The sequence below is a fragment of the Mesorhizobium sp. M0954 genome (assembly GCF_040319155.1).
In the GTDB taxonomy this organism is placed as follows: Bacteria; Pseudomonadota; Alphaproteobacteria; order Rhizobiales; family Rhizobiaceae; genus Mesorhizobium.
In genome coordinates, this window is sequence record NZ_JAMYNR010000039.1 from 1 (window position 1) to 26,126 (window position 26,126).

The window sequence follows — 26,126 nt, forward strand, 5'->3', positions numbered from 1 at the left end:
GCCTTCTTCTCGGCTCCGCTGCGGCACTGATCGCAGTTTCCGGTGCGCGCGCCGCCGACGCCGTCGTCGTCGCCGAGCCGGAACCCGCTGAATACGTCAAGATCTGCGACGTCTACGGCGCTGGCTACTTCTACATCCCCGGCACCGAAACCTGCCTGCGCATCGGCGGCTACGTCCGCTATGACATTGGCATCGGCGACGTCGGCTCATTCGACGGTGCAAAGACTACCGATCAGCAGGACGGCGACTCGCAGGATACCTACTACAAGCACGCCCGCTTCACGCTGAAGACCTGGACCGGCCAGGAAACCGAGCTCGGTACCTTGAAGACCTACACCGAGACCCGCTTCAACTGGGGTAACCACAACGATTACCTTGATGACAACTTCAATGGCGGTACGAGTGTTTCGCTGAACTTTGCCTGGGTCCAGCTCGGTGGTTTGCGCGTCGGTAAGGACGAATCGGCCTTCGATACCTTCATCGGCTACGCCGGCAACGTCATCCAGGATACGCTGGTCCCTTACGGCGGCTTCGACACCAACGTCGTCCAGTATTACTTCGATGCTGGCAACGGCTTCTCGGCCGTGGCTTCGTTGGAAACCGGTTCGGGCAGTGCCGCCGCAGATCCTGGCATTTTCCAAGACAGCAACAGCGGTAATGATTCCATCGACAGCTATGTCCCGTATGTCGTCGGCGGTCTCAAATACACGCAGGGCTGGGGCTCGATCACCGGTGTTGCCGCCTATGACAGCACCTGGGAAGAGTGGGCCGGCAAGGTTCGCCTCGACGTTACGCCGATACAGAACCTGACACTGTTCGTCATGGCCGGTTACGGTTCTGACGACAACATCGACCGCAACTTCTACAAGCAGTGGGGCGGCAACTGGGCAGTCTGGGGTGGTGGCACCTACACCATCAACGAGAAGACCTCGTTCAATCTCCAGGCCTCGGTTGACGACGACAAGAACTACGGCGTCGCGGCTAACGTCGCTTACGACATCGTGCCCGGCTTCACGATCACGGCTGAAGTCGATTGGGCCCACGACGGTCAGTTTGATAAAGCCTATGATCGCAACTGGACCAATGCCGACGACAAGGACAGTATTGGCGGCATGCTCCGCTTCCAGCGCTCATTCTAACAGTCCGAGCCAGATTGAGATTGAACCCGGCGGGCGACCGCCGGGTTTTTCTATCAGGGCGACTCCGCTATCAAGCCGCGTGAGCATGGCGCCGGTTACAGGTCGCGATCGTTCTCTGCCAGTTGCTGAGAAATTCTACCGACTGATATCTGGCCGCACGCTGGAAATCAGCCGTAAGCCTGCGCGGTTCAGATATCACGATCCACGCAATGTGGACCGCCAACTCCAAATCAAATCTCGGCGAGATCGCCAAGCGACTGGATCAGCGGCTGGATCGTACTCTCATACTTTTTCCAGCGTTTGACCGATGATGTATAGATCGGCTGCCGCACCTGCCAGCGGCTGGGGGTATTGACCGACCTGTCCTTCTCGAAAAAGCGAAGGCAGGAATCGTCCCACGGCAAGCCGAGATGATCGATGAGACGGCGCGATTGAGCCTCCTGATCCGCAACCAGCGTTTCGTAGCGGCTTTCGAAGATACGTCCGGGAAAGATCTTGTCCCAATGCCGTATCAGACGATCATATTCCCGGTAATACAGTCCGAGAGTCTCAAGGTCGGCGTTGTAACCATGCTCCTTGCTGAAATTCAGGACGAAGCACGAGACGCAATTGTCGATGGCATCGCGGCGGCAATGAATGATGCTCGCGTTGGGAAAGAGAATTCCGATCAAGCCGACAAGCTCGAAGTTGTGAGGCATCTTGTCGACGATGCGCAACGCGCCAGGCGCGTGTTGACGCAGATAGGACAGGTATTCTTCGGCCAGCGCTCTCGACTGATCCCTCGTCATCGACATGATCGAACTGCGCAGGTCCTCATCCGAGTGCGTTCTAAAGCCCATCGAGCTTGCGATTCGCCGCAGCTTCGTAAGCTCCCCGGCGCCATGAACATCCGGATGGCTCGCACAGATTTGCTCGGTGAGCGTCGTCCCCGACCGGGGCATGCCCAGCACAAACACGGGCAACGCGGACGGGCTACCGTGGCCGGCTTTGGTTGCCAATAGTGACGGGGTGAATATCCCGATCATGGAATCGACACTGCGGCGGTAGGACGCCAGGTCATAATCGTGGCCAACGGCCTTTTTTGCCTTCTGGAAGTGATCCATCGCCTCTTCATAACGCTGAAGATCGTTCAGCACTTTGCCTGCGGCGTGATGGAGCTGCGATGCAATATCCGGGTCAAGCTTGGGATTGGAGAGTTCGCGCAGGATAGAGTCGAGCTCGGCAGGTTTTTCGGTGAATTTGCGCGTGTCGACCAGGCTATTGTAGGCCTCTCCAACATCGACGCGACGTTCGATTGCCTGCTTCAGATACGCTCCGGCTTCGTCCATGCGACCGACGCTGGTGAGCGCACCAGCCAGACCAATCCGGACCATGGGATGGTCGCCGTTGATCTTTAGCGCCTTCTCGTAAAGGGGCAAAGCCATCTCGGCCTTGTCGAAGTTGACGTAGGCACGTGCTAGTCCGCAAAGCGCTTCCACCAGGTCGGGCTTCAATTCGCAGGCGCGCTGCAGGTGCCTGATCGCAAGCAAGCTGTCGCCAAGCTTCAGACCGGCCTCTCCCAGGCTAAGGTGGAAATATGGATTTTCAGGCGCCTGGCTTGCCGCCCGTGCGAAATATTTGAGAGCCAACTCATCGTCGACACCGAGCCCCAGCGTGCCGAGGATATACAGCGAAAGCGGGTGGTTGGGCGTGCGGGCGAGAACGCGATGGCATAATTCCTCGGCCTCCGGGAGTCGCTTGGCTTGCTGGAGTTCGAGCGCCTGTCGCAACAACATGTCGTCGGCCTGCGCGCGCGACGGCGGTTTCGCTTTCGGCGGTTTCGCTTTCGGCGGCTGCACTTTCGGCGCCGGGCGGGACTTTATGTGCTTGGACCAAGCGGGCGGCAGTCGGTTGCTCATCATGTCTCGCTAGCAAAATGATCCGGGAGAATCCAGCCTGACGTGCCCGCCTGCCGCGGAACTTGCGCAGGCCAAGCCGGCAGGCTAGCAAGAAGGCCCCCTTTCGAACGAGCCCTATCATGCGCCTGCGCCCTCCCCTTACGCCGCTCATCGACGCGCTTCCCTCCACGGTGCCGTTTGTCGGCCCGGAGGCGCAGGAGCGTGATCGCGGCCGCGCCTTTCGCGCCCGCATCGGCGCCAATGAGAGCAGTTTTGGCCCTTCCCCGCGCGTCGTTGCCCGCATGGCTGAGATTGCCGCCGACATGTGGATGTATTGCGACCCCGATAATCACGATTTGAAGGTAGCTGCCGCCGGGCATCTCGGCGTCGGCGCCGAAAACGTCGTCATCGGCGAAGGCATAGACGGGCTGCTCAGCCTGGTGGCGCGCATGTATGTGGCGCCCGGCGACGCGGTGGTGACCTCGCGCGGCGCCTATCCGACCTTCAACTTTCATGTTGCCGGCGTCGGCGGCCGGCTGGTCGCAGTGCCCTACGAGAACGATCGGGAAAACCTCGACGGCCTGCTGGCGGCAGTGGCCAAGGAAAAGGCGCCACTGGTCTACCTGTCCAATCCGGACAATCCGATGGGCAGTTGGTGGGAAGCCGCCGAGCTCAGCCGCTTCATCGAAGCCTTGCCGGAGACCACAATGCTGGTGCTCGACGAAGCCTATGGCGAATTAGGGCCAGCCTCAGCGCTGCCGCCGATCGATGTCGCGCGGCCGAACGTCATCCGCATGCGCACCTTCTCCAAGGCCTATGGGCTGGCCGGCATACGCTGCGGCTATGCGGTGGCCGAGGCCCAGGTGATTCGGGACTTCGAGAAGATCCGCAACCACTATGGCGTCAGCCGCATGGCGCAGATCGCCGGTGTCGAGGCGCTTGCCGATCAGGCCTGGCTGGATAGCGTGGTGGCGCGGGTCGCCGCCGGCCGCCGGCGTATCGCCGCAATAGCCGAGGCGAACGGGCTGAAGCCGCTGGCTTCGGCGACCAATTTCGTCACCATCGACTGCGGCCGCGACGGCGCTTTCGCACTGAAAGTGCTGCAGGCGCTGTTGTCACGCGACGTCTTCATCCGCAAGCCGATGGTGCCGGTTCTCGACCGCTGCATCCGGGTCAGTGTCGGCCTCGACCACGAGCTCGACATCTTTGCCGAGGAACTGCCTGGCGCACTGGCGGCAGCGCGGGGGAACTGAAGAGCGCAACGCCGGGATTCCAGTGCTGCCCGCTATTTCTCCCCGAGCAGGCGCATGACGCGCTTCAAGGCGTCCGATAATTCGGCAGCCGCGTCATCGGCGAGGCCGGCCGTCAGCCGGGCGAGGTCGCGATCCGCCGCAGCCTGAAGCCTGGCGAGCTCAGCACTTCCGCGAGCGGTCAGCGACAGGATACGTCTGCGCCGATCGGCTGGGTCAGAGCGTGTCTCGGTCAGGCCAGCGGCGGCGAACCTCCTCAGGACGCGCGAGACATAGGCCGGATCGAGCCGGAGTTCGGCAGCGATTTCGGAGGCCGCCGGCCGGAGATCGAGGTGGAACGCCCGTGCAAGAAACCCTGCCTCACCGCCGCTATTGGCGACAGCGCGGGATCGGCCGCCCAATTCGAACAGCAGCCGCGCCTCGCCCAGCGTATAGGCGCTGTGCGTCAAGGTCAGGTCGAGCAGCCCGATCAGGCGCGTGTAGAAGCGATTGAAGCCACGTATCTCCGCGACAAGGGCATTCCGATCGGCCGGCATGTCGACCTCCTTCGGACGGACCGCTCCGTCAGGGCCATGATCGCCTATTATTTGACTTAGTCAATCATCGGCGGAGGCGCCACCCATCTCGCAGTGCGAAATCTGGCGGATAGCGACCGGAGAGAAACCTTCGATGCACGTTGCGCGGTTGAATTTGCGCGGCGATGCGCCAGACTCGATTCAAAGGATGGAGAGCGCGATGACCGATCGTACGGTGCAGGTTCGCATATACGGCAAGGTGCAAGGCGTCAGCTACCGGGTTTGGGTGCGGCGCGAGGCGTCGGCGCTTGGCCTTGCCGGGTGGGTGCGCAACGAAGTTGACGGCTCGGTGACAGCCTTGATTGCAGGGACCGATGCGGCGGTCTTGGCAATGATCGAACGGCTTCGGCAAGGGCCCCCAGGGGCAGCGGTTTCGAAGGTCGATGTCGAGGAGATCGAGGCTCGCGACATGTCGGCCGATTTCAGGATTGTTGCCTAGCAAGGCATGGTCCTGCTCATTCGCTTCCATCGCACAAAGTTCTCGAGGGTGCAGATAGAGCAAATCTGAAGCCATTGCCCTGCCCGGACGCGCCTCTTGAATTAATTGAACGTTTGTTTTATTTTCCGCGAAAAGGCGGCTTGTCATGGCGCGTACGACCGGTTCCGACGGAGAGAAGACCGAAGCTGCGGTCCGCGAGGCGGCAGTCAGCCTGATTGCGCGTCTCGGCTACGAGGCGATGTCGATGCGCCAGCTGGCGGCCGAGGTCGGCGTCCAGGCAGCGGCGCTGTACCGCTACTTCCCGACCAAGCAGGACCTTCTGTTCATGCTGATGCGTGAGCATATGGAAGGCTTGATCGAGGCGTGGCGCGCAACACGCCCTGTCGGCGCTGATCCGGCAGCGCGGCTTGCCGCTTATGTCGAAAACCACATCGCTTTCCATATCGAACGCCGCCACTCCACCCATGTCTCGAACATGGAGCTGCGCAGCCTGTCGCATGAAAAACTCACGCAGATCCTGCGCATGCGCACGGCCTACGAGAAGGAGCTGCGCGCCATCCTGCGCGACGGCGTCGAAGCGGGGTTATTCAGCATCGAAGACACCGGGCTCACCGCCATGGCGCTGATCCAGATGATGACCGGCGTCATTGTCTGGTTCCGGCCGGGCGAGCGGCTGTCGATCGCCGAAGTCACCGCTACATATCTGGCAATGACAATGCGCCTTGTTGGAGCAAAGAGCGATGGCGCGTCAACGAGCTACGACGCCGCGCCTCTATTCGGGCGCGCAAAGGACGCTCTAGCAACTTGATTTCGCGCATGATCCCGATTTCGGGATCGTGCGCCGGGAGGAACGGCATGTACATGCATACGCTCAACTTCGGGCTTGACGAAGACATCGAGGCGCTGCGCGACCTGGTGCGGCGCTTCGCCCAGGAAAAGATCGCACCGATCGCCGCCGAAATCGACCGCTCGAACGAATTCCCGGCACATCTGTGGGCCGAACTCGGCGGGCTCGGCCTGCTCGGCATCACCGCCGATCCCGATTTCGGCGGCACCGGCATGGGCTACCTTGCCCATGTCGTGGCGATGGAGGAGATTTCGCGCGCCTCGGCCTCGGTCGGCCTCTCCTACGGCGCCCATTCCAACCTCTGCGTCAACCAGATCAACCGCTGGGCAACGCAGGCGCAGAAGGAAAAGTATCTGCCATCGCTCTGCAGCGGCGAAAAGGTCGGCGCACTGGCGATGTCGGAATCGGGTGCCGGCTCCGATGTCGTGTCGCTGCGCCTGCGCGCCGAAAAGCGCAACGACCGCTATGTGCTCAACGGCACCAAGATGTGGATCACCAACGGGCCGGATGCCGAGACGCTGGTCGTCTACGCCAAGACCGATCCGGAACTCAATTCGCGCGGCATCACCGCCTTCATCGTCGAAAAAGCCTTTGCCGGTTTTTCGGTGGCGCAAAAGCTCGACAAGCTCGGCATGCGCGGCTCGAACACCGGTGAGTTGGTGTTCGAGAATGTCGAAGTGCCATTCGACAATGTGCTGCACGAGGAAGGGCGCGGCGTCGAGGTGTTGATGTCGGGCCTCGACTACGAACGCGCCGTGCTGGCCGGCGGGCCGGTCGGGCTGATGGCAGCGTGCCTCGACGTGGCGATACCTTACGTGCATGAACGCAGGCAGTTCGGTCAGCCGATCGGCGAATTCCAGCTGGTGCAAGGCAAACTCGCCGACATGTATGCGACGATGAACGCGGCGCGCGCCTACGTCTATGCCGTAGCCGCCGCCTGCGATCGCGGTGAGACGGCCCGCAAGGATGCTGCCGGCTGTATTCTCTTCGCCGCCGAAAAGGCAACGCTGATGGCGCTCGACGCCATCCAGCTTTTGGGCGGCAACGGCTACATCAACGACTACCCGACCGGCCGGCTTTTGCGCGACGCCAAGCTCTACGAGATCGGCGCCGGCACCAGCGAAATCCGTCGCTGGCTGATCGGACGAGAAATCATGGCGGAGGGCGCCTGATGGCGTCTTTTTGAGATTTTGCCAGAAGCCGCACGATGTGGCATACATGGGGTAATGTGCCACAATCCAGGCGAGACGGACCATGGCTGGCAGAACGGGAAAGTCCGGATTTGACGAAGACCCGCAAGCACGGTTCGATGCCGGCGCTCGCAAAGCGCCGTTTCGGCTTCCGGCGAAACGCGAGCGTGTCAAGCTTGGCGAGGGCGGGCGCTTCGTCATCCCTGCCGCGATGCGCGAGCAGATGGGCGTGAAGCCTGGCGAGGATATGATCCTGCATGTCGAGAACGGCGAGCTGCGGGTAAGATCGTGGCTGCAGAATCTGCGACGCGTCCAGGCCGAATTGTCAGCGTTGAAACAGCCCGGTGAAAGCGTCGTCGACGAATTTCTGAAAGAGCGACGGGAAGAGCAGCGTCGAAGCGACAAGCGTCTCGACCGTCTTCACGCCGAAGGGACGACGGGAAAGCGGACGAAATGAAGCCCTACGTCATGGACAGTTCGGCGGCGCTCGCAATCCTGCTCAACGAGAAAGGCACCGACAATGCTTTGGGGTTCGCGCCGGACGCACAATGCAGTTCGGTCAATGCGGCCGAAATCATCGCCAAGCTGATCGACAAGGGACGCAGCATGGAACAGGCCGCGGACGACCTCGCCAGTCTCGGCATGCCGATCGCCGTTTTCGACGACGCGATGGGCATCGCCGCCGGGCAGCTTCGCCAATTGACGCGGCATCGCGGCTTGTCGCTGGGCGATCGGGCTTGCCTGGCGCTGGCAATTCGCGAGAATGCCATTGCCGTCACCGCTGATCGCGATTGGGGCGACCTCGATGTCGGCTGCAAGATCGAGCTGATCCGGTAGCGCCATGGCCCCCCTCACCTCGCAGATGTCGCCCGCCTCCGATATTTTCCGCGGCAATGCCGAGCGCATGCGGGCGCTGGTCGCCGATATTGCTGAAAAAGCCGCCGCCATCGAGCGCGGTGGCTCGGAAGAGGCGCGTGAGCGGCACGTCTCCCGCGGCAAGCTCCTGCCGCGGCAACGCCTAGCCCAATTGCTCGATACAGGCTCGCCCTTCCTCGAAATCGGCCAGTTCGCGGCATGGTCGATGTATGGCGAGGACATCCCTTCGGCCGGCCTCATCGCCGGCATCGGCCGCGTCGAAGGCACCGAAGTGATGGTCGTCGTCAACGACGCCACGGTGAAGGGCGGCACCTATTATCCGCTGACGGTGAAGAAGCATCTGCGTGCACAGGAGATCGCATTGCAGAACAATCTGCCTTGCGTCTATCTGGTCGACAGCGGCGGCGCCAATCTGCCCAACCAGGACGAGGTGTTTCCCGACCGCGATCATTTCGGCCGCATCTTCTACAACCAGGCCAACATGTCGGCCGCCGGCATTCCGCAGATCGCCTGCGTCATGGGCTCGTGCACGGCCGGCGGCGCCTATGTGCCTGCGATGTCGGATGAGACAATCATGGTGCGCAACCAGGCGACCATCTTTCTCGGCGGGCCGCCGCTGGTGAAGGCGGCCACCGGCGAGGACGTCACCGCCGAGGACCTCGGTGGCGCCGACGTGCACACAAGGCTTTCCGGCGTTGCCGACCACTATGCGCTCGACGACGAGCATGCGCTGGCCATATGCCGGCGTATCGTCAAAAACCTGAATCGGAACAAAAATGTAAGCCTGGCCTTGCAGAAATCGATTCCGCCGCTTCACGATCCACATGAACTCTACGGCATCGTGCCGACGGATCTGCGCCAGCCCTATGACGTGCGCGAGGTAATCGCCCGCACCGTCGACGGCTCCGAGTTCGATGAGTTCAAGCAGAATTATGGCACCACGCTGGTCACCGGTTTCGCCCATCTCAGCGGCATGCCGGTCGGCATCGTCGCCAACAATGGCGTGCTGTTTTCGGAAAGCGCGCTGAAGGGCGCGCACTTCATCGAGCTGTGCTGCCAGCGCAAGATCCCGCTGATTTTCCTGCAGAACATCACCGGCTTCATGGTCGGGCGAAAATACGAGGCCGGCGGCATCGCCAAGGACGGCGCCAAGCTGGTCATGGCGGTCGCAACGGCCAAGGTGCCGAAGGTGACCGTGATCATCGGTGGCTCGTTCGGTGCCGGCAATTACGGCATGTGCGGACGCGCCTATTCGCCACGCTTCCTGTGGATGTGGCCGAATGCCCGCATTTCGGTGATGGGCGGCGAGCAGGCGGCAACGGTGCTGGCCGTGGTCAAGCGCGAAGGCATCGAGCGCAAGGGCGGGGAATGGAGCGCTGAGGAGGAAGCGAAATTCAAGAAGCCGATCCTGATGAAGTACGAGCACGAGGGACACCCGCTCTATTCGTCGGCAAGGCTCTGGGACGACGGCATCATCGACCCGGCCAAGACCCGCGAGGTGCTGGCGCTCAGCCTTTCGGCCGCGCTCAACGCCGAGATCGAGGAGACAAAATTCGGCGTGTTCAGGATGTGAGATGAGCGAAATCGGCCAGAGGATTCGCATTCAAACCGGCGACATCACGAAGCTGGCGGTCGATGCCATCGTCAACGCCGCCAATACCTCTCTTCTCGGAGGCGGCGGCGTCGACGGCGCTATCCACCGCGCGGCCGGCCCCGAGCTTGTGGCAGAATGCCGGACCTTGCATGGCTGCAAGGTCGGAGACGCAAAAATCACCAAGGGCTACAGGCTGCCCGCGCGCTACGTCATTCATACGGTCGGGCCGGTCTGGCAAGGTGGCAGCAAAGGAGAAGCCGAACTGCTCGCCTCCTGCTATCGCCGGTCGCTCGAAATCGCCGCCGCAAAGGACTGCCGGACGGTGGCGTTTCCTGCGATCTCGACCGGGGCCTACCGCTATCCGAAGGATCAGGCGACGCAAATTGCTGTCGGGACCGTGAGCGCCTTCATCGGCCAGAACATCGCTCCGGCAACCGTCATTTTCTGCTGCTTCGACGAGCCGACGGCCGAATTGTATCAGCGGGTCGTCGCTGCACTCGGCAGGGTGTGACCCTGCGCGGGAGACAACCCACCACATCTCCAGACTATTTTTTGCTTCTCGATCTGGCCAGACGAAAGAATCACGGCTATTGATCATCGCAAATACCAATGGGGATTGGGCGAAGATGAGGCGGCGGGTTTTTCAGAGAACAACTGCGCATATACTTGCGGCGTTGCTTATATTAGCGACGCCTGGCATCAGTGCAGCGGAGTCGCTGGCGGGAAGCAAGGGCGAGACCCGTTTCTATCCCTATTTGCCGCAGAGCCCGAAGGATCCGTGTACCAGGGCCTACAAGGCCTATGTAGCGGCCGGCGGCCATTCAGCCTATGCAACCACTCCGTATTCCCGGGTGCGTTTTCTGTACATCATCTGCGGCTCGCGCTTGAATGCACCGTCACAGCAAGCTGCCGAAGAATTGGCGTTGAAATCCTGTCAGGCCGCCCGCAACAGTTACAGAGTTACAACAGGCGGCGGCTGCGAAATCGCTGCCTCCAAGTAGGCGAATATATTTCAGTGTTTGGGGTTCAAATGGGTTTGGCAATGAAATCTTTATCAATCAAGCGAGCAACCATGTCGGTACTTGCACTGCTTGTGGCCTCTGCACCGAATGTCGGCGCCGCCGAATCGCTGGCGGGAAGCAAGGGCGACAGCCGCTTTCCGGTCTATTTTGCACCGGGTACAATCGGAGGCTGCGGCAAGAATTACAAGGACTATGTGGCGGCTGGCGGTCACTCGGCCTATGCGATGACGCCATTCAACTGGGCAACCGAATTCACTATTTGCGGTGCTTATCTGAATGCAACATCCCAGAAGGCTGCGGAGGCGCTGGCGTTGAAATCCTGCCAGTCCGCGCGCAGCAAGTACAAGGTCACGACTGCAGGGGCCTGCGCCATAGCTGCCTCCAAATAGACCGACACTCGTCGGCCTTCGACATATTCAATGGGTGGGAAAAATGAAATCTATAAGCGTCAAACAAGCAGTCTTCTCGCTAATAACCGGGTTGCTTCTAATCTCGAGCCCCAATGTCGGCGCGGCGGAATCGCTGGCTGGAAGCAAGGGCGACGTCCGCTTCTACCCGTATTTTCCGGCGACCGCGGATCGGCCATGCACCAAGGCATATAAGGCCTATGTCGCGGCCAGCGGCCATTCAGCTTATGCGACCACTCCGTATTCCCGGGTGCGTTCGTTGTACATCCTGTGCGGCTCGCGCTTGAATGCGCCCTCGCAAAAGGCTGCCGAGGATATGGCGATGAAATCCTGCCAGGTCACCCGCGACCGTTACAGGGTCACGACCGGGGGAGCTTGCGAAATCGCGGCCTCAAAGTAGGCAGGCCTCGCTTGCCTACCCTTTGACCGCCAGACTACAAAGCAGGGCATTGCCGCAGTTCGCGTGACGAGAATTCGCGCCGTTGGCGGCAGCTCTGCCTGTGGAGGCCCGATGTTCGCCAAGATCCTGATCGCCAACCGTGGCGAGATCGCCTGCCGGGTGATCCGCTCGGCACGCAGGATGGGTGTGCGCAGCATCGCCGTGTATTCCGACGCCGACGCTCACGCCCTGCATGTCGAAATGGCCGACGAAGCGGTGCATATCGGCGCCTCTCCCGCCAACGAAAGCTATCTGCGCGGCGACAAGATCATCGCGGCGGCCTTGGCCACAGGTGCCGAGGCCATCCATCCGGGCTACGGCTTTCTTTCGGAAAACCCCGATTTCGTCGACCAGGTGGTCGCGGCGGGGCTGATCTTCATTGGCCCGTCGGCGGCCTCGATCCGTGCCATGGGACTGAAGGACGCGGCCAAGCGGCTGATGGAAAAGGCCGGCGTGCCTGTCGTTCCGGGCTATCACGGCGAAGCGCAGGAGATCGTGTTGCTCGCCTCCAAGGCGCGCGAGATAGGCTACCCCGTACTGATCAAGGCGCGCGCCGGCGGCGGCGGCAAAGGCATGCGGCGCGTCGAGCATCCCGATGAGTTTTCGGAAGCACTGTCGGGCGCGCGGCGCGAGGCGAAAGCCGCGTTCGGTGACGACCGCGTCTTGGTGGAAAAATATGTCGACAAGCCTCGCCACATCGAAGTGCAGGTGTTTGGTGACAATTTCGGCAACGCCGTGCATCTTCACGAACGCGACTGCTCGGCGCAGCGCCGCCACCAGAAGGTGATCGAGGAGGCGCCTGCCCCCGGCATGACGCCGGCACTGCGCAAGGCGATGACGGAGGCGGCGGTGAAAGCCGCCAAGGCAATCCACTATTCCGGCGCCGGTACCGTCGAGTTCATCGTCGATGCCTCGCAAGGTCTGAAGGCCGACCGTTTCTGGTTCATGGAAATGAACACCCGTCTGCAGGTCGAGCACCCCGTCACCGAAATGGTTACCGGCATCGACCTGGTCGAGTGGCAGTTGCGGGTAGCCGCCGGCGAAAAACTGCCGAAGACGCAGAGCGAGATCGCGCTCTCCGGCCACGCCTTCGAGGCGCGCATCTATGCCGAGGACGCGGCAAGAGGGTTTTTGCCGGCGACCGGCACCTTGCACCATTTGAAATTTCCGCAGCCGGCACCGGTGGGTGCGACCATGCGCGTCGAAACCGGTGTACGCGCTGGCGATGCGATTTCGCCGTTCTACGATCCGATGATCGCCAAGCTGATCGTTCATGGCAAGGACAGACGGACGGCGCTCATCGCGCTTGGCACGGCACTGTCGCAGACCGAAATCGCCGGCTCGACGGTCAACACTGGCTTTCTTGCCGCGCTGACCGCTGATGCGGATTTTGCGGCGGGCGATGTCGATACCGGCCTGATCGCCAGGCACCAGCAGGCGTTGACGGCGGTTCCGCCGCCGAGCGGTGAGACGATTGCCGCCGCGGCACTTGCCGCGTCCGGTGCGCGCGACTTGCCGTCCTCGGACGATCCCTGGTCGTCACTGGCCGGCTATGCGCATTTCCACGCTGTAGCGCGGAGCACCCTGCTGAAGTTTGGCGAGCAGGAGATCGGCGCGCGCGTGTCGGTGCGGCCGGACGGGCGGTTCGAGGTGGCGCTGGATGCGCCCTATGACAGCGTCAATTCGCGGGATCTCCGCGCGGCGCCTCGCCTCGCCCGCTGGCCGGGCCACGTCACGGTCTTCGATGGCGCCATCGGCTACGGTTTTGCCGTGCCGGATCCGCTGGCCCGAGCCGACGAAGCCGCCGCCGCTTCCGTCAGCCTGCGCGCTCCAATGCCCGGCCTGGTCAAATTGGTGCGTGCAGGCAAAGGCGAGTCCGTGATCAAGGGCCAGCCGCTGCTGATCCTGGAGGCGATGAAGATGGAGCACACCATTGCCGCGCCCCATGACGGGGTTATCGCCGAGATTGCTGCCGAAGGCGCGCAGGTAACCGACGGGACCGTGCTGGTTCGCTTTGTCGAGGAACCTCAGTTGACTGCTGTTTCCCTATCCACGAAGTGATCTCGAACGCGTGACAAAGGCGTCGCCAAAAAAAATGTGGCCGGGTTTGACCCCCGGCCATGTTCGATTACAGCAGCGCGTCTTGCGGCGCCGCGGCCATCACGGCTGGATCGGCGCGTATTTGCCGTCATGCCACTGGTTGATGTCGTAGCTCGCGTTCTTGAGGTCGCCCTTCTCGTCGAAGGTGACCGAGCCGACAACCGTGCTGATCGGCTGGCCGTTCTTTAACGCTTCGGCGACTTTTGCCGGATCGTCGCTGCCGGCGCGTTTGATGCCTTCGGCGAAGGCCTGGATCACCGCATAGGAAAACAGCGTGAAGCCCTCCGGCACGAAGCCGCCGGCCTTGATCTTGGCGATGGCTTCCTTGGCTTCGGGCTTCGCCTGCGGGTCCGATGGGAAGACGAACATGGTGCCTTCGCCGGCCGGACCGGCAACCTGCCAGAATTCCGGCGAAGCGATCGAGTCCGGCATGATCAACTGGAACTTGAGGTTCTGCTCCGCCGACTGGCGCAGGATCAGGCCGGCTTCGGGGTGATAGCCGCCGAAATAGACGACGTCGGCTTTCAGCTCCTTGAGCTTGGTAACAAGAGCGGAATAGTCCTTCTCGCCAGCGTTGATGCCCTCGTAGAGGATTTCATTGAGACCGTTCTGGTTCATCGTTGCCTTCACGGCATCGGCCACGCCCTGCCCATAGGCGCTCTTGTCGTGCAGGATGACGACTTTCTTGCCGGCATATTTCTTGGCGATCCAGGGACCGATGAAAGCGCCCTGCGCATCGTCGCGCGTGTAGAGGCGCATGATCGTCGGCCAGCCGGCTTTCGCCGCTGCATCGGTCAACACCGGGTTCGAGGAAGCCGGACTCATCATCAGCGCACCGGCTTCGGCGTAGACAGCGGAGGCCGGGATGCTGGAGCCCGAGCAGGCGTGGCCATCGATGAACTTGACACCGTTGGCGATGATGCGGTTGGCGACCGAAACCGCCTGCTTCGGATCGCACTGGTCATCCTCGATGTCGAGCTTGATCTGGCGGCCGTCGACGCCGCCCGCCGCGTTGATCGCGTCGGCGGCGGCTTGCGCGCCTTGCTTAAACTGATCGCCGATGTTGGCAAGCTGACCGGTCATCGGTCCGACCACCGAAAAGGTGATGTCATCGGCGAAGGCGACCGGCGCGGTCATCATCAGGCCAAATATGGCTGCGCTGAAAATACTGAATTTCTTCATGGTGACACAACTCCTCCACTCTCGCGCGACCATCCCGGCCGCGCCTCTTCCAGAATGGCGGGAGAATTTCATCCTTCACCGGAGCTGTCTAGACGCATCGTCGGCGCTCGATTGGGCCTGTAATGCGCTGTTCCAAAGACAAAGCCGCGCCAGCCTTGTTCCGGCCGGTCGCAGCTTTTCTCATCGAGTTCCCGAGGTATCCCCACCAGGATCCGCTCGCCTTCCCTGTTTGTACGGTTTATGGCGCGGCTCGTCCGCCGTGTTCTTGATCTTGTTGGCCCGGCCGTCTTGCGCGGCCTTGATTTTTCGGGCCCGGCCCTCTGCGCGGCCTTGACCCGAAGCGTCCCTGTCGTGAGGTCAGTACCCCTTGTGAGGTCGATGCCGGCGAATTCAGTGCATCGTCATCCATTCGCGAGCTTCGCGCAGCGCCTTGGCGATCTCGACCTTCGACATGGCGGCAGACAATTCGGAGCGCAGTTCCGCGGCGCGGGCCGAACCCTTGATCGCGGCGATGTTGAACCATTTGTGGGCGGCGACGACGTCGGTCTCGCAATCGCGGCCAGTCGCATACATCATGCCCAACTCGAAAAGAATATCGGCCTGGGCGGTTGCCCCCATGGCGCCGAAGCCGGCTTCAAGCATTTCAAAACGTGCCATTTCAAATCCCCTGTTCTGGCTCCCGAGAGCTGTCTCCGTATGTCCCTCGGTGTCCTTGATTACCGTCGGGGGCGGCCGCTCTTTCGATGCTTTCGAGAATGCCCCGGAGGCTTGAATCCGTCGTTAAATGGCTTGCTTAATTTGAGGAAAACAAAGCTAAAACAAGAGGTAAACACGAAAATTCGTTAAGGATACAAAGCCAGCAATCGCGCCGGTTTGCACAAGATTTGAAGAAAACTTGCGAGGCGCGGATCAAGACTCCGCTAACCACAGAAGACAAAGACGTGTGCGGCCCGTTTCATTTTTCGCCGGCGCGGCCGTTCGGGAGCGGGCAAAAACCCGCAACCCTTCCGTGGCGGCACCGCTTTTGTTTTTCCGGGAGCTGGACTAGCTTACGTTTGCGTAAGGGGCAGACACCCGGGACGGAGCCCGATTGGACTTACCTGAGGGAGGAAAGACATGTTTCGACAAGTGAGCCTGGCCCTCGCGGCCGCAATAATGATGACCGGCGCGGCATGGGCCGATCCGATCGAAGGCAATTGGAAAACGCAAGCCGGATCGACTGCCGCCATTTCGGGTGGCGGCGGGGCATTTTCGATTACGCTCAAATCCGGCAAATTTGCCGGCAAGAACATCGGTTCACTGAAGGTTGCCGGCGACAACAAATATGCCGGCACGATAACCGACCCGGAAACCGACAAGACCTATTCGGGCAAGGCTTCGCTTTCCGGCAGTTCTCTCAAGATGAGCGGCTGCGTGCTCGGCGGGCTGATCTGCAAGAGCCAGACCTGGCACAAGCTCTGATCGTGCCCTTCCTGCCGGGGTGAGCGGGGCCAGTCGGCCCCGTTTTCATGTTATCGGTCTCGCAGCCATGGTGTCGCCATGGGTCGCTGCACTCACAGCGGACCCTCTCAGAGATCATCAACCATTTTTGAACCGCAGATGAACGCCGGGATCAGAGCCGGTTCAGCCGGGGCAAGGCATTGTCATGCGTGTTGAAGGAGACACCGCGCAATGCTTGCCCGCCGCTTCACCATCGTCTGCCTGCTGATGAGTCTGTTCGGCATGTTGTTCGCCGTCCTTGTCGCCGAAGCCGGCCGGCCGTCCCGCTCCTGGGACGTCGCCAGTTCCTGCCGACTCGGTTGCTTGAACCATCTTCACCACTGAAACGACAAAGAGCTGAACCTTTAGAGAAAAGCAAAACGCCAATGAACCGCCTCGCCGCCAACACCCTCAAGACGCTTCGGCTGCTGCCGCGCGCGGCGCTCATCCTGACTGTTCTTTCGGTACCGGTACTGGCCGTGCCGACGATGCGCACCAATGCCGGCTCGACGATCGAGGCGCCTGCGTTGAGGAAGTCAGGCCTCGGCTTTGTGCTGCTGGTTAGCCTGCAGCGCGGTTAGCAGACCGAAAAACGCCGACAGCGCGTATTGAGGCCGCCTTACCCCCTCCCAACCGCGCGTCCAACTCTCTATATTGGGTCATGGAAAAGCGAATCTATCCCCAAGCCATTGAATCGGTGGTCACGCCGGAGCCGTTTGGCCGGCAGAGCTTCAACGACGCCAAGAAGGCGGTCGCCGCCCTACAGGTGCTTTACGACCGCAACACCAAGTTCCTGCGCGATTCATTTACCGCGCTCGCCGCGGGCGGCGACAACAACAAACGCTACCGGGCTTTCTATCCGGAGATCGGCGTCACCACGAGTTCCTTCACGCAAATCGACTCGCGGCAGGCCTATGGCCACATGCCGACGCCGGGGCATTTCTCAACCACCGTCACCCAGCCTGCTCTTTTCGAAAGCTACCTCACCGAACAGCTTCGGCTGATCATGCGCAACCACGGCGTTCCCGTCACGGTTTCGGAATCGACCACTCCCATCCCGCTGCATTTCGCCTTCCTCGAAGGCACGCATGTCGACGGGACTGCTGCCGAGCGCATCAAACGGCCGATCCGTGACCTGTTCGACGTGCCGGATCTCGACGGCACCGACGACCAGATCGCCAACGGCACGTTCGAAGTGGCATTGGGCGAGGCACGGCCGCTGGCGCCGTTCACCGCGCAACGCATCGACTATTCGCTGCACCGGATGTCGCATTATACGGCGACCAGTCCCCAGCATTTCCAGAACTTCGTGCTGTTCACCAACTACCAATTCTACATCGACGAATTCGTCGCCCGTGCACGCGAATTGATGGCCAATGGCGGTGATGGATATGTCGAGTTCGTCGAGCCGGGCAACATCGTGACCAAAGCAGGGGACGGCGCGCCCGGTGAGGGTGCTGCGCCGCCTCGCCTGCCGCAGATGCCGGCCTATCATCTGAAGAAGCCGAATCATGGCGGCATCACCATGGTCAATATCGGCGTTGGGCCTTCCAACGCCAAGACGATCACCGACCATATTGCGGTGCTCCGGCCGCATGCCTGGGTGATGCTCGGCCATTGCGCCGGCCTGCGCAACACGCAGGCGCTCGGGGATTATGTGCTGGCCCATGCCTATGTACGAGAAGACCATGTCCTCGACGACGATCTTCCGGTCTGGGTGCCGATCCCGCCGCTAGCCGAAATCCAGGTGGCTCTGCAGGAAGCGGTCGCCGAGGTCACCGGGCTTTCCGGATATGATCTCAAGCGCATCATGCGCACTGGCACCGTCGCCACTATCGACAACCGCAATTGGGAGCTGCGCGACCAGCGCGGGCCGGTCCAGCGGCTGTCGCAGTCGCGGGCGATCGCGCTCGACATGGAATCGGCGACGATCGCCGCCAACGGCTTCCGCTTCCGGGTGCCCTATGGCACGCTGCTTTGCGTATCCGACAAGCCGCTGCATGGCGAATTGAAGTTGCCGGGCATGGCGACCGAGTTCTACAAGCGGCAAGTAGCGCAGCACCTGACCATCGGCATCAGGGCGATGGAGAAGCTGGCTGAAATGCCGATGGACCGACTGCATTCGCGCAAACTCAGGAGCTTTTCGGAAACTGCCTTCCAGTAAATGCCGAATCGCATGTGTCGGTCCAGGTCAGGACATTTCGTCATCTTGATTGAGCCGCACTTCTGCCGATAGACAAAGCGATGGCACGTGTTCGGGACATGACGGTTGCGCTGGCATTCGTCGCAATGCTTGCACTCTCGGCCGCGCTGGTGGCCGGGTTCTTCGGATCGCTGCATCCGGCCCTCGATTCCTTTGCTCATTTCCGCGTCCATTTTTCGGTGCTGATGGCGCTTTGCGCGCTGCCGCTGCTCGCCACCTCGTTTCGCCTGCAGGCCGCGGCCGCATTGCTGTTTGCGATAGCCTCCTTTGCCACCACGCAGAATGCCTTGCCGCTTTCGCGGCTATGGCAGGTGCAGGCCGCCTACGAAGCCAAACTCGGTGACGAGCCAGTCTACCGCCTGCTGCAGATGAACCTCAGGTTCAACAATCCAACGCCTGAGAAGGTGCTGTCGCTGATCGGCCGGACCCAGCCTGATGTTATCACCCTCGACGAGGTGTCCGAAACGTGGAAGGCAAAGCTTGGGCTGCTATCCGGCGGCTATCCCTACCGGATCCTCTGCCCATATCCCAATGGCGTGTTCGGCGTTGCGCTGCTGTCCAGACGACCGTTTGGCATAGGCACGGAGCCGCACTGCGACAGCCGCGGCGCGATGGCGATCGCCACGGTCGATTTCGGCGGAACCGACGTCGATGTCGCCGCCATCCACCTCACCTGGCCATGGCCGCACAACCAATCACGGCAGATTGGAGGGTTGTCCGACGAAATCGCCTCGCTTGGCGAGACGTCGATCCTGGCAGGCGACTGCAACGCAGCGCCATGGAGCGCCGCCGTCCGGCGCGTCGCATCGCTTGGCAAGCTGACTGTAATGCCGTCGGTCGGGCCGACCTGGCTCTACAGAAGGCTGCCGGATTTCCTGCGCTTCGCCGGACTGCCGATCGACCAGGTCTTCAGCAAGGGCGCCATTGTTATCCATTCGGCGTCGACCCTTGAGGACACCGGCTCAGACCATCTGCCGGTGCTGGTGGAGTTTTCGCTTCGGTCGGATGAACAAAAGCCGCTCGACGAGCACCAGACGGCGACCGCGCTTGCGGCGCTGCCTGGCGGGACGCGAAGCTGAAAATCCGCAGTCCAATCTCGACCTGGCTTATTACTGGCCCACAAAAGCGCGGATGAGGTGCTCGACAGGGCCGCCGTCGCGATGCTCGTGCACATCGAAGGCGATCTGCTTTGCCTCGTATTCGGCATAGATGGCATTGATCCGGCGCTTTGCCTCGCGACGTGCCTCGAAACAGTGCGGGTCATCACCGACTGTCAGCCCTCGAACCGACTTTTCGGTGGCCCGCATCATCTGTCTGGCGATGCGGCCATGGGTCTCTTCATGGGCGCGAACGCCAGCGAAGAACCACTTCCAGCGCTTCTGCAGCGCAGGCGACGTGGCTGAGACTAGTTTGGGATAGGTATAGAAGAGATTGAGCGTCCCGTTGGCCTGGCGCAGGCGGCAGACGCCGTTTTTTTCCCGTTGGGCGTCGAAGGTCCAATCATCGACGCTGTAGCCGGTCTGCGCGATGGCGTGGGTCATGAAGCCGTGCTTCGGCCCACTGCGATCCATGGCCTCGATCAGGGCCGCGCCGGTGGTTCCGGCAATGTTGTAAGTTCGTGTCTTGACCAGCACCTTAGTGCCGGCCAAGGCTGCAGGGGCGCACAATGCCCCGATCGCCACAACGCTCGTCAGAACTGCCAGGCGCATTTTTCCTTCCTCCCTGTCGCCGCAGAAAGGAAACACAGGCAGGCGGTTTATTCAACAATCCTACGGTTGCGCTGCTCCTCATCTTGTTTAGTCCGGAGCAAACCTTGTGACTTACATGTTCTGGTAGACCGGGCCCTCGCCGCCCTGTGGCGGCACCCAATTTATGTTCTGGTTCGGGTCCTTGATATCGCAAGTCTTGCAGTGCACGCAGTTCTGCGCGTTGATGACGAAGCGCACATCCTTGGCCGCAGGATCGGCGGCGGCATTGCCATCCTTGTCGACCCATTCGTAGACGCTGGCCGGGCAGTAACGCGTCGAGGGTCCCGCATAGACGTCATGCTCAGAGCGCTTCTGCAGGTCCATGTCGGCGACGAGCAGATGCACCGGCTCGTTCTCCTCGTGGTTGGCGTTGGACAGGAACACCGACGACAGCCGGTCGAAGGTCAGCACCCCGTCCGGCTTCGGGTAGGCGATCTTCTGGTGCGCGGCGGCCGGTTCCAGCGTCGCATAGTCGGCCCTGCCGTGCTTCATCGTGCCGAAGGGCGAGAAGCCGAACAGCGTGTTCAGCCACATGTCGAGGCCGCCAAGGCCGACGCCGACAATGGTGCCGAAGCGCGACCATAGCGGCTTGACGTTGCGCACTTTCTTCAGGTCCTTGCCGATATCGGTGGCGCGCCAGGCGGCCTCGTAGGAGGCCAGCTCGTCATTGGTGCGGCCGGCGGCTATCGCATCACAGACATGCTCGGCCGCCAGCATTCCGGAGAGCACGGCATTGTGCGAGCCCTTGATGCGCGGCACGTTGACGAAGCCGGCTGCGCAGCCGATCAGCGCACCGCCAGGGAAGGACAGTTTCGGCACCGATTGCCAGCCGCCTTCGGTGATGGCGCGGGCACCATAGCCCAGCCGCTTGGCACCCTCGAAGGTGCCGCGGATCGCCGGATGGGTCTTGAAGCGCTGAAACTCGTCAAAGGGCGACAGATAGGGATTCTTGTAGTTCAGGTGAACGACGAAGCCGACTGCCACCTGGTTGTCCTCGAGATGGTAGAGGAAGGAGCCGCCGCCGGTCTTCAAATCGAGCGGCCAGCCGAAGGAATGCTGGACAAGGCCCGGCCGGTGGTTTTCCGGTTTGATCTGCCAGAGTTCCTTGAGGCCGATGCCGTATTTTCCGGGCTCACGACCGTCGGAAAGGTGGTATTTGGCGATCAGTTGCTTGGCCAGCGAGCCGCGCGCGCCCTCGCCGATCAAGACATATTTGCCCATCAGCGCCATGCCCGGCGCAAAGCCCGGACCGTGCGTGCCGTCCTTCTCGACGCCCATGTCGCCGGTGACGACGCCAGTGACCGCACCGGCCTCGTTGTAGAGCAGGCCGACCGCGGCAAAGCCCGGATAGATCTCGACGCCCAGCGCCTCGGCCTTGGTCGCCAGCCAGCGGCAGACATTGCCGAGCGAGACGATATAGTTGCCGTGATTGTTCATCAGCGGCGGCATCAGGATATTGGGCAGACGGAACGAACCGGCGGGGCCGAGAACCAGGAAATGGTCGTCGGTGACCGGCGTCCTGAAGGGATGACCCTCCTCTTCGCGCCAGCCGGGCAGCAGCCGGTCGATGCCGATCGGATCGACGACGGCGCCGGACAGGATGTGCGCGCCGACTTCGCCGCCCTTTTCCAGCACGACGACGGAAAGCTCGGGATTGACCTGCTTGAGACGGATCGCGGCGGCGAGGCCGGCCGGGCCGGCGCCGACGATGACCACGTCGAATTCCATGCTTTCGCGTTCGATATCGCTCATCGATCCCTCACTGGCTCGCTATTCCCGGCATCTTGCTGGCTCACGCGCTGCATAGCGCATCAAATAGCGACGGGAAACCGGCGCGGACGTGACAATACCGATTTCATCAAAAAGTCGCGTCCTGCCGCACAGATTCGCGGTGACGAGCATCAATCTTCAATCCTATTCCGTTTGCACAGATATGTCGCACTGATGTTTTTAATTGTTCGACGGCTTGCTTATCGGCCATACTTCCCGCCATGCGCATATTCGGGCCGGCTGGCTTTTCATCGACGCGCTTTTTTTTCACGCCCGGCCGGTTTTGCCGTGCGGCGCTCTTGGCGCTTCTGCCACTGACGGCCCTCGATGCCAGTGCCGAGCAGCAACTGGTCTGGGCGACCGGCGCCTATTCCTTTTCCGACGAGCGCGGCGGTTTCCGCATCACCGGGGCTTCCGGCATCGGCACGAAAGAGGATCCGCTGGTCATCACCGAAGAGCTGAATTCAGCGACGCCGGTAACGCTGGCCATTCGCACGACAAGGCCGATCCAGCCGTTCGGCAAGGCGGGAGACTTCGCCAATGGTCTGATGTATATGCGCATCGACGTGCTCAACAATAGCGGCCAAGCCTGGGTCGAGTTCCAGTTCGAACTCCAGGAGATCCTCGACCAGCCGAGCGTGTTCGGCGACGGCCTGTCGTTCGACCAGCGCAACAAAACGCCCGAAAATATCTGGTCGAGCAGCTACGCCGATTTCGACCGCAATTTCGAACCGTATGACCGCCTGCTGTTCAAGAACGGCAAGATCGATCCGCTGAAGACCGCCAGCTTCTATTTCCTGATCACCGACTACACGCCGCGCTGGACGTTCTATCTGGTGCAGGATCCGCGCATACCGTCGAGCTGAACTTGCAAATTCAAGCTCCGCGGCCGAATGTGAAACCATGACTGCCGCCCCCCACACTAGCCGAGCCGATCTCGCCGAGCTGCTGGCCTTCTACGCCAGCGCCGGCGTCGACGAGGCACTTGAAGAACAGCCGGTAAACAGGTTTGCAGAAGCCAGGCCGCCCGAGCGGGTGCCTGCGGCGGCCGCTCTGCCGGCCGGTGAAAACGCATCGCCTCATCGCTCGACGAGCGTGTCGCGCGGCGAAATGGGCGAGAGACCGAATACGGCACCGGCAGTGCGAACGTCCCCGGCCATGTCAACGGTGCCCGACGAGGCGCAGGCGGCATTGGCGCGGCAACTGGCGAGATCGGCGGCAAACCTCGACGAGCTTCGCCAGCACATGGCGGCATTCGACGGCTGCAATCTTAAATTCACCGCCAAGAACCTGGTGTTCGCCGACGGCAATCCGACTGCCGCGGTGATGCTGGTCGGCGAAGCGCCGGGCCGCGACGAGGACATAGAGGGCTTGCCGTTCGTCGGCCGCTCGGGCCGGCTGCTCGACCGCATGCTGGCCGCGATCGGTCTTGACCGGACATCTGCCTACATCGCCAACGTGATTCCCTGGCGGCCGCCGGGCAACCGCACGCCGACGCCGCACGAGACCGAGATCTGCCGGCCGTTCATCGAGCGGCAGATCGAACTGGTCAATCCGAAGGTGCTGGTCAATCTCGGCGGCCCGTCGGCAAAGACCCTGCTCAACACCTCCGAAGGCATATTGCGGCTGCGCGGCAACTGGCGCGTCCACACGACCCCGTCTGGCGTCGCCATTCCCGCCATGCCGACCCTGCATCCGGCCTATTTGTTGAGAACGCCTGCGCACAAGAAGCTGGCGTGGCGGGATTTCCTCGAAGTGAAGGCGAAGTTGCGGGCACTTGGGTAACGGTGCAGAACGCGTCTTCCGTCCTCCCCTTGCGAGGAAGGAAGGGCGGCATCATGATCTCGCAGGTAATTGAAATGCGCCCACTGCCGGCCTAGTCATCTCGTTATGACAGCAGCCCAGATTTCCGCCGGCAGTCTCATTCGCGAATGGCGTACACGCCGGCGCATGAGCCAGCTCGACCTCGCCATGGAGGCCGAGATCTCGCAGCGGCATCTGAGTTTCGTTGAAAGCGGCCGCGCCGCACCCTCGCGTGACATGGTGCTGCATCTGGCGGAGCAGCTTTCGATCCCGCTCAGGCAGCGCAACCAGCTGCTGCTGGCCGCCGGCTTTGCCCCGAGCTTCAGCGAACGACCACTTGACGATGCCTCGATGGCACCGGCGATGGCGGCGGTCGAGACCGTGCTCAAGGCGCACGAGCCGTTCCCGGCGCTTGCCGTCGACCGGCATTGGAACCTGGTGTCGGCGAACGCCGCCATCGGCCCGTTCCTCGCCAATGTCGCCGACGCCTCCCTGCTGAAGCCGCCGGTCAACGTTTTGCGCCTCAGCCTGCATCCCGGCGGCATCGCGCCGCGCATCGTCAACCTTGCGGAATGGCGGACGCATCTTCTGGAGCGGCTGAAGCGGCAGAACGACGCTGCCGCCGATCCGGTTCTGGTCGAGCTCGAGCGCGAGCTTCGGGCCTATCCGTCCGGCCTTAAAAGCAGCCGGCCGGCGCCGGTCGAACCGAACGCGATTGTCCATCCGCTCAAGCTTGCCCATGGCGACGCGGTGCTGTCGTTCATCAGCACCATCACCGTGTTCGGCACGCCGCTCGACGTGACGCTGGCGGAGCTGGCGATCGAATCTTTTTTCCCCGCCGACGAGCAGACGCGGGCGGTGCTGATGCGGCTGGCGAAAGAGCGGACCGACGCAGCGGGCTGATCACCCTTCCGGCGCGACGGCCTTGCGGGTGCGGGTGCGTTCGAGACCCAGCTGGCGCTCGCGCCAGATGATGAAAATCCCCGCCGCAACCACGATCATGCCGCCGACCAGCATGTTGATCGTGGCGATATCGCCAAAGACCAGATAGCCGACGACGACGCCGAGGATCATCGAAGTGTATTCGAAAGGTGCTACGACGGAAGCCTCGGCATGGCGATAGGCCGAGGTCATCAGAATCTGGCCAAGCCCGCCGCAAAAACCCGCGGCAATCAGAAGCCCCGCCTGTGCTGGCGTCAGCGCCTGCCAGCCGAATGGCAGCGAAAGCAGCGCCATGACGCTCGCGGTTACCGAAAACCACAGCACGATGGTCGCCGTCCGCTCGCTCTGGACGAGGTTGCGAACCAGGAGCATGGCGATGGCCGAGATCGCCGCGGCTATCAGGGCGGCGATGACGCCAAGCACCTCCTGATCGCCAAGGGCAGCGCCCGAACTGAGCAGCGTCAGTTCCGGCCACGAGATGATCAGCACCCCGACCAGGCCGACGGCAACCGCACTCCAGCGATAGATGCGGATGGCTTCGCCGAGGAAGATCGAACTGAACACCACGACCAGCAGCGGCTGCGCGTAGTTCAGTGTGATCGCCTCCGGCAGCGGCAGCCGCGTCAGCGCGAAGAAGCCGAGCCCCATGGCACAGACACCGACGACGCCGCGCGCAATGTGGTTGAGCGGGCGCTTTGTCGAAAAGGCGGTTCCGAGTTTTCCCTGGAAGGCGAGGAAGGCGATGATCGGAAAAATGGCAAAGAAGGAGCGGAAGAAGACGATCTGGCCCGCCGGCACGGTGCCTGCCGCCTTGATGCAGGACGACATGCCGACGAAGACCGCCACCGATACGATCTTGAGCAAGATCCCGGTCAGCGTGCTGTGCTCGCCGGCAAGGTCGCCAGCTGCAAGCACTGGCAAGTCCGGTCTGGCTGTCACGCCCCTTTTGCTTCCTCGATCGCCGCCCAGATGCACGCCGGCGTTGCCGGCATGTCGATATGCCTGATGCCGTAGGTGCGGTAGAGCGCGTCGGTCACCGCATTGAGCGCGGCAGGCGTCGATCCGATCGTACCCGCCTCCCGCGCGCCCTTGATGAAGGCCATATCCTCGCGACGCGACAAAGAGGCGCTCGTTCCGAATTTCGGCGTGACGACGGTCATGGAAGCCTCGCGATGATGCTTGGGAAATGATCGCCTGAAATAGACGTCGCTGCAGTTTTGTCGAGGGAACGTTTCGTGTAAAGA

30 protein-coding genes are annotated in these 26,126 nt (G+C 61.9%); 21 read left to right on the forward strand and 9 right to left on the reverse strand.

Annotated features, from left to right (window positions below):
* A partial coding sequence (locus tag NKH93_RS30730; RefSeq protein ID WP_352974892.1) for a porin occupies positions 1-1,139 on the forward strand: 1,139 nt, incomplete at its 5' end.
* Positions 1,140-1,369: 230 nt separating this feature from the next.
* Here the strand turns inward: NKH93_RS30730 and NKH93_RS30735 are convergent.
* Entirely contained in the window at positions 1,370-3,037 is a 1,668-nt protein-coding gene (locus tag NKH93_RS30735) for a tetratricopeptide repeat-containing sulfotransferase family protein (protein ID WP_352974894.1), read from the reverse strand.
* A gap of 119 nt (positions 3,038-3,156) precedes the next feature.
* Between NKH93_RS30735 and NKH93_RS30740 the strand changes: the two genes are divergently transcribed.
* Positions 3,157-4,269, forward strand: coding sequence for a pyridoxal phosphate-dependent aminotransferase (locus tag NKH93_RS30740; protein ID WP_352974896.1), 1,113 nt, complete (start codon positions 3,157-3,159; stop codon positions 4,267-4,269).
* 32 nt (positions 4,270-4,301) lie between these two features.
* Here the strand turns inward: NKH93_RS30740 and NKH93_RS30745 are convergent, their stop codons facing one another.
* A complete protein-coding gene (locus NKH93_RS30745; protein WP_352745063.1) occupies positions 4,302-4,802 on the reverse strand; it encodes a MarR family winged helix-turn-helix transcriptional regulator in 501 nt (166 codons plus the stop codon).
* Positions 4,803-5,001: 199 nt separating this feature from the next.
* On the opposite strand from NKH93_RS30745, the gene NKH93_RS30750 reads away from it, so the two are divergent.
* The 11 genes from NKH93_RS30750 (at position 5,002) to NKH93_RS30800 (ending at position 13,716) form a co-directional block, all read left to right on the forward strand.
* A complete protein-coding gene (locus NKH93_RS30750) occupies positions 5,002-5,280 on the forward strand; it encodes an acylphosphatase (protein WP_352974898.1) in 279 nt (92 codons plus the stop codon).
* Positions 5,281-5,425: 145 nt separating this feature from the next.
* Positions 5,426-6,088, forward strand: a complete 663-nt coding sequence (locus NKH93_RS30755; protein WP_352540763.1) for a TetR/AcrR family transcriptional regulator — start codon at positions 5,426-5,428, stop codon at positions 6,086-6,088.
* A gap of 47 nt (positions 6,089-6,135) precedes the next feature.
* Positions 6,136-7,299, forward strand: coding sequence for an isovaleryl-CoA dehydrogenase (locus tag NKH93_RS30760; protein ID WP_352566160.1), 1,164 nt, complete (start codon positions 6,136-6,138; stop codon positions 7,297-7,299).
* A gap of 82 nt (positions 7,300-7,381) precedes the next feature.
* Positions 7,382-7,774 carry an AbrB/MazE/SpoVT family DNA-binding domain-containing protein gene (locus NKH93_RS30765; RefSeq protein WP_352540761.1) on the forward strand — a complete coding sequence of 131 codons (393 nt, stop codon included), beginning with the start codon at positions 7,382-7,384 and terminating at the stop codon, positions 7,772-7,774.
* Positions 7,771-8,154 carry a type II toxin-antitoxin system VapC family toxin gene (locus tag NKH93_RS30770; RefSeq protein WP_352827042.1) on the forward strand — a complete coding sequence of 128 codons (384 nt, stop codon included), beginning with the start codon at positions 7,771-7,773 and terminating at the stop codon, positions 8,152-8,154. The genes NKH93_RS30765 and NKH93_RS30770 overlap by 4 nt, the downstream gene beginning before the upstream one ends.
* Before the next feature lie 4 nt (positions 8,155-8,158).
* Positions 8,159-9,766, forward strand: a complete 1,608-nt coding sequence (locus NKH93_RS30775) for a carboxyl transferase domain-containing protein (protein WP_352974901.1) — start codon at positions 8,159-8,161, stop codon at positions 9,764-9,766.
* A gap of 1 nt (position 9,767) precedes the next feature.
* Positions 9,768-10,298 carry an O-acetyl-ADP-ribose deacetylase gene (locus NKH93_RS30780; RefSeq protein ID WP_352616871.1) on the forward strand — a complete coding sequence of 177 codons (531 nt, stop codon included), beginning with the start codon at positions 9,768-9,770 and terminating at the stop codon, positions 10,296-10,298.
* 115 nt (positions 10,299-10,413) lie between these two features.
* Positions 10,414-10,788, forward strand: coding sequence for a hypothetical protein (locus tag NKH93_RS30785; RefSeq protein WP_352471111.1), 375 nt, complete (start codon positions 10,414-10,416; stop codon positions 10,786-10,788).
* A gap of 29 nt (positions 10,789-10,817) precedes the next feature.
* Positions 10,818-11,198 carry a hypothetical protein gene (locus tag NKH93_RS30790; RefSeq protein ID WP_245274740.1) on the forward strand — a complete coding sequence of 127 codons (381 nt, stop codon included), beginning with the start codon at positions 10,818-10,820 and terminating at the stop codon, positions 11,196-11,198.
* Between the two features lie 43 nt (positions 11,199-11,241).
* Entirely contained in the window at positions 11,242-11,616 is a 375-nt protein-coding gene (locus tag NKH93_RS30795) for a hypothetical protein (RefSeq protein ID WP_023677798.1), read from the forward strand.
* Positions 11,617-11,727: 111 nt separating this feature from the next.
* Positions 11,728-13,716, forward strand: coding sequence for an acetyl/propionyl/methylcrotonyl-CoA carboxylase subunit alpha (locus NKH93_RS30800; RefSeq protein WP_352974903.1), 1,989 nt, complete (start codon positions 11,728-11,730; stop codon positions 13,714-13,716).
* Between the two features lie 99 nt (positions 13,717-13,815).
* On the opposite strand, the gene NKH93_RS30805 is transcribed toward NKH93_RS30800, so the two are convergent.
* Both NKH93_RS30805 and NKH93_RS30810 read right to left on the reverse strand, forming a co-directional pair.
* A complete protein-coding gene (locus tag NKH93_RS30805; RefSeq protein WP_352974905.1) occupies positions 13,816-14,937 on the reverse strand; it encodes a branched-chain amino acid ABC transporter substrate-binding protein in 1,122 nt (373 codons plus the stop codon).
* A gap of 390 nt (positions 14,938-15,327) precedes the next feature.
* Complete coding sequence (locus NKH93_RS30810; RefSeq protein WP_010915070.1) at positions 15,328-15,594, reverse strand: SEL1-like repeat protein; 267 nt, start codon at positions 15,592-15,594, stop codon at positions 15,328-15,330.
* A gap of 459 nt (positions 15,595-16,053) precedes the next feature.
* Between NKH93_RS30810 and NKH93_RS30815 the strand changes: the two genes are divergently transcribed.
* The 5 genes from NKH93_RS30815 (at position 16,054) to NKH93_RS30835 (ending at position 19,698) form a co-directional block, all read left to right on the forward strand.
* Positions 16,054-16,398 carry a DUF2147 domain-containing protein gene (locus NKH93_RS30815; RefSeq protein WP_023677801.1) on the forward strand — a complete coding sequence of 115 codons (345 nt, stop codon included), beginning with the start codon at positions 16,054-16,056 and terminating at the stop codon, positions 16,396-16,398.
* Between the two features lie 210 nt (positions 16,399-16,608).
* Positions 16,609-16,761, forward strand: a complete 153-nt coding sequence (locus NKH93_RS30820) for a hypothetical protein (RefSeq protein ID WP_023677802.1) — start codon at positions 16,609-16,611, stop codon at positions 16,759-16,761.
* A 41-nt stretch (positions 16,762-16,802) separates the two neighbouring features.
* The gene (locus NKH93_RS30825; protein ID WP_352454349.1) at positions 16,803-16,997 is read left to right on the forward strand and encodes a hypothetical protein; all 195 of its coding nucleotides are present in this window, start codon (positions 16,803-16,805) and stop codon (positions 16,995-16,997) included.
* Between the two features lie 80 nt (positions 16,998-17,077).
* Positions 17,078-18,580, forward strand: a complete 1,503-nt coding sequence (locus tag NKH93_RS30830; protein ID WP_352540756.1) for an AMP nucleosidase — start codon at positions 17,078-17,080, stop codon at positions 18,578-18,580.
* Positions 18,581-18,660: 80 nt separating this feature from the next.
* Positions 18,661-19,698, forward strand: a complete 1,038-nt coding sequence (locus tag NKH93_RS30835) for an endonuclease/exonuclease/phosphatase family protein (RefSeq protein ID WP_352974908.1) — start codon at positions 18,661-18,663, stop codon at positions 19,696-19,698.
* A 30-nt stretch (positions 19,699-19,728) separates the two neighbouring features.
* Here NKH93_RS30835 and NKH93_RS30840 read toward each other — a convergent pair whose 3' ends face one another.
* The 3 genes from NKH93_RS30840 to NKH93_RS30850 form a co-directional block, all read right to left on the reverse strand.
* Positions 19,729-20,328 carry a DUF922 domain-containing protein gene (locus NKH93_RS30840; RefSeq protein ID WP_352974909.1) on the reverse strand — a complete coding sequence of 200 codons (600 nt, stop codon included), beginning with the start codon at positions 20,326-20,328 and terminating at the stop codon, positions 19,729-19,731.
* A 111-nt stretch (positions 20,329-20,439) separates the two neighbouring features.
* Complete coding sequence (locus tag NKH93_RS30845; protein WP_352974910.1) at positions 20,440-22,119, reverse strand: electron transfer flavoprotein-ubiquinone oxidoreductase; 1,680 nt, start codon at positions 22,117-22,119, stop codon at positions 20,440-20,442.
* 106 nt (positions 22,120-22,225) lie between these two features.
* Positions 22,226-22,408, reverse strand: a complete 183-nt coding sequence (locus NKH93_RS30850; protein ID WP_198023574.1) for a hypothetical protein — start codon at positions 22,406-22,408, stop codon at positions 22,226-22,228.
* Here NKH93_RS30850 and NKH93_RS30855 point away from each other — a divergent pair.
* From NKH93_RS30855 to NKH93_RS30865, 3 genes are all read left to right on the forward strand, one after another.
* Positions 22,359-23,003 (forward strand): hypothetical protein, encoded by a 645-nt coding sequence (locus tag NKH93_RS30855; RefSeq protein WP_352974912.1) that lies wholly within the window; start codon positions 22,359-22,361, stop codon positions 23,001-23,003. The genes NKH93_RS30850 and NKH93_RS30855 overlap by 50 nt on opposite strands.
* A gap of 37 nt (positions 23,004-23,040) precedes the next feature.
* Complete coding sequence (locus tag NKH93_RS30860; protein WP_352501793.1) at positions 23,041-23,922, forward strand: uracil-DNA glycosylase; 882 nt, start codon at positions 23,041-23,043, stop codon at positions 23,920-23,922.
* Positions 23,923-24,027: 105 nt separating this feature from the next.
* Positions 24,028-24,843: a helix-turn-helix domain-containing protein gene (locus NKH93_RS30865; RefSeq protein ID WP_352471021.1), complete on the forward strand. Its 816-nt coding sequence runs from the start codon at positions 24,028-24,030 to the stop codon at positions 24,841-24,843.
* On the opposite strand, the gene NKH93_RS30870 is transcribed toward NKH93_RS30865, so the two are convergent.
* Both NKH93_RS30870 and NKH93_RS30875 read right to left on the reverse strand, forming a co-directional pair.
* A complete protein-coding gene (locus NKH93_RS30870) occupies positions 24,844-25,821 on the reverse strand; it encodes a DMT family transporter (RefSeq protein WP_502896524.1) in 978 nt (325 codons plus the stop codon). It abuts the gene before it with no gap.
* The gene (locus NKH93_RS30875) at positions 25,818-26,042 is read right to left on the reverse strand and encodes a hypothetical protein (protein WP_352685916.1); all 225 of its coding nucleotides are present in this window, start codon (positions 26,040-26,042) and stop codon (positions 25,818-25,820) included. The genes NKH93_RS30870 and NKH93_RS30875 overlap by 4 nt, the downstream gene beginning before the upstream one ends.
* Positions 26,043-26,126: the final 84 nt, after the last annotated feature.